Source organism: Cellulomonas jepli, assembly GCF_047229345.1.
Lineage (GTDB): Bacteria > Actinomycetota > Actinomycetes > Actinomycetales > Cellulomonadaceae > Cellulomonas_A.
This window is the reverse complement of the sequence record NZ_JBFTER010000190.1, coordinates 1-2,650: the sequence shown is the minus strand read 5'-3', so window position 1 is coordinate 2,650 and position 2,650 is coordinate 1. Positions and strand designations below refer to the sequence as shown.

The following is a 2,650-nucleotide window of genomic DNA, read 5'->3' as shown; positions in this document are numbered from 1 at the left end:
CTCGCAGCCCGCCGCCGAGCAGGCCGCCGAGCCCGCAGCGGCACCGGCACCGGCACCGGCACCGCAGGAGACCTCGGCACCCGCACCGAGCGCGCCGGCGGCCCCCGCCCCGAGCGCGTCGGGCACGTACCTGACCCCGCTCGTGCGCAAGCTCGCGGCGGAGAAGGGCGTCGACGTCGCGACCCTCACGGGCACGGGCGTGGGCGGGCGCATCCGCAAGGAGGACGTCCTCGAGGCGGCCGCCAAGGCGGAGGAGGCGGCCCGTGGCGCGGCCGCAGCCCAGGCCCCGGCCGCTGCACCCGCCGCGTCCAAGCCGGCCGCTGCGGTCGAGGTCTCGCCCCTGCGTGGGACGACGGAGAAGGCCAGCCGGCTCCGCCAGATCATCGCCGAGCGCATGGTCGACGCGCTGCACAGCCAGGCGCAGCTCACGACGGTCATCGAGGTCGACGTCACGAAGGTCGCGCGCCTGCGGGCGAGCGCCAAGGACGGCTTCCGGGCGCGCGAGGGCGTGAACCTCACGTTCCTGCCCTTCTTCGTGCTCGCGGCCGTCGAGGCGCTCAAGGTGCACCCCAAGGTCAACGGCGTGCTCGAGGGCAACCAGATCACGTACCACGGGCACGAGAACGTCAGCATCGCGGTCGACACCCCGCGCGGGCTGCTCACGCCGGTGATCCGGGACGCGGGCGACCTCAACCTCGCCGGCATCGCCCGCAAGATCGCCGACCTCGCGGCTCGCACGCGCGACAACAAGGTCACGCCCGACGAGCTGAGCGGCGCGACGTTCACCGTGACCAACACGGGCTCGGGCGGGGCGCTGTTCGACACCCCGATCGTCCCGGGCGGCACGTCGGCGATCCTCGGCACCGGCGCGATCGTCAAGCGCCCGGTCGTCACGAAGGACGCGGACGGCGGCGAGGTCATCGCCATCCGGTCGATGTGCTACCTGTCGCTGTCGTACGACCACCGCCTGGTCGACGGCGCGGACGCGTCGCGCTACCTGGCGACGGTCAAGGCCCGCATCGAGGAGGGCGCGTTCGAGGCCGAGGTCGGTCTCTGACCCGCCCAGCATGACGCCCGGCGCCCGGGCACCCGCCGCTGCGGGTGCCCGGGCGCCGTCGTTCGCGCGGGCGGGAGTCCACCCGCGCGTCCGAGCGCGAGCGCGCGCGCCGCTCCCCCGGCAGGTTCGCCGCCCGCTCCCTAGGGTGAGCGCATGCGCATCGTCGTCGCGGGATCGCACGGCCTCATCGGCACCGCCCTGGTCTCCGAGCTGAGGGGGCGCGGCGACACCGTGCACCGCCTCGTCCGCGGGACGCCGGAGCACCCCGAGGACGTCGCGTGGGACCCGGACGCCGGGCGGCTCGACCCCGAGGCGCTCGCCGGGGCCGACGCCGTCATCAACCTCGCCGGCGTCAACGTCGGGACGCGCCGGCTCACCGAGAGCCGCAAGCGGGCGGTGATCCTCTCCCGGACCCGCACGACCGGCCTGATCGCGACAGCCCTCGCGGGGCTCGCGGCACCACCGCCCGTGCTGCTGCAGGCGTCCGGCATCGGCGCGTACGGGGACCGCGGCGACGACGTGCTCGACGAGGACGAGCCGCTCGGCGACACGTTCTTCGCCGGCGTGGTGCGGCAGTGGGAGGCGGCGACCGCCCCCGCCGCGCGCGCGGGCGTGCGCGTCGCGCACCTGCGCAGCGGGATCGTCCTCTCGCGGGGCGGGGGTGCGCTGGCACGCATCATGCCGCTCGTCCGGGCAGGGATCGCGGGTCCGCTGGGCTCCGGCCGGCAGTACTGGAGCTGGATCACGCTCACCGACGAGGTCCGGGCCGTCCTGCACCTGCTCGAGGCGCCCGTGGCGGGGCCGGTGAACCTCGTCGCGACCGCGGCGACGAATGCCGAGGTGACGTCCGCGCTCGCCCGTGCCGTGCACCGCCCCGCGGTCGTGCCCGTCCCGGCGTGGGCCGTGCGCCTCGGGCTCGGAGACTTCTCCCAGGAGATCCTGGGGTCGGTCCGGGCTGTGCCGCGCAGGCTCGCGGACAGCGGCTTCACCCACGTGCATCCCGACATCGGCTCGGCGGCGGCGTACGTCACCGCGAAGGACTGACCTCCGGGGCACGGACCTCGGTCACGCGCCAGCCCGACGGGGTCTCGCGAAGGACGAGCACGACCGCGCGCTCCGGCGCCGCGGGGACCTCCGTGTGGACCGACCCGTCCACGCGGACGCGCTGGTGCGCCGAGGTGGCACTCGTCACGCGCACGTGCACGTCGCCGTCCACGGCCTCGCCGGACCCTGCGGTCGCTGGTGCCGGGGCGGTCTCCCCCACGAGCGCGGACCCCGTCACGACCACGCTCAGCCCGGCGAGCCGCAGCCCCTCCGCGGCGAGCCGGTCGAGCAGCTGCGTGTCGGCGGCGTGGGCGGCGGAACCGGGCACCTCGACCTCGTCGAGCGCGGCCGCGTCGCCCGCCACGAGGACCTCGCCGCGGCGCTCGGTGAGCTCGCGTGCCGCCGCCTCGGCCTCCGCCTGGCGGCTGGTCCCGGCCGCACCGGCGGTCGCCGGGTCGCCCGAGACCCAGGGGCGAGTCGAGACCAGCGCGGCAGCGCCCACCGCGACCACGACCACCGCGGCGACCGCCCCCGCACGCACCCGGCGCG

2 protein-coding genes and 1 pseudogene are annotated in these 2,650 nt (G+C 76.5%); 2 read left to right on the top strand and 1 reads right to left on the bottom strand.

What is annotated here, in order from left to right; translation table 11 throughout:
• Together sucB and AB6N24_RS22970 are read left to right on the top strand one after the other, a co-directional pair.
• Positions 1–1,057, top strand: a 1,057-nt coding sequence (gene sucB / locus AB6N24_RS22975) for a 2-oxoglutarate dehydrogenase, E2 component, dihydrolipoamide succinyltransferase (protein WP_412871675.1), incomplete at its 5' end; no start/stop codon positions are given.
• 153 nt (positions 1,058–1,210) lie between these two features.
• Positions 1,211–2,101 carry a TIGR01777 family oxidoreductase gene (locus AB6N24_RS22970; protein WP_412871674.1) on the top strand — a complete coding sequence of 297 codons (891 nt, stop codon included), beginning with the start codon at positions 1,211–1,213 and terminating at the stop codon, positions 2,099–2,101.
• Here the strand turns inward: AB6N24_RS22970 and AB6N24_RS22965 are convergent.
• Positions 2,085–2,650: pseudogene (locus AB6N24_RS22965) on the bottom strand (hypothetical protein); the annotation flags it as partial. The gene AB6N24_RS22970 and the pseudogene AB6N24_RS22965 sit on opposite strands and share 17 nt — an antisense overlap.

Bases quoted from the DNA above. Each gene is read 5' to 3' on its own strand.
- AB6N24_RS22970 (WP_412871674.1), top strand. From the start codon at position 1,211: ATGCGCATCGTCGTCGCGGGATCGCACGGCCTCATCGGCACCGCCCTG.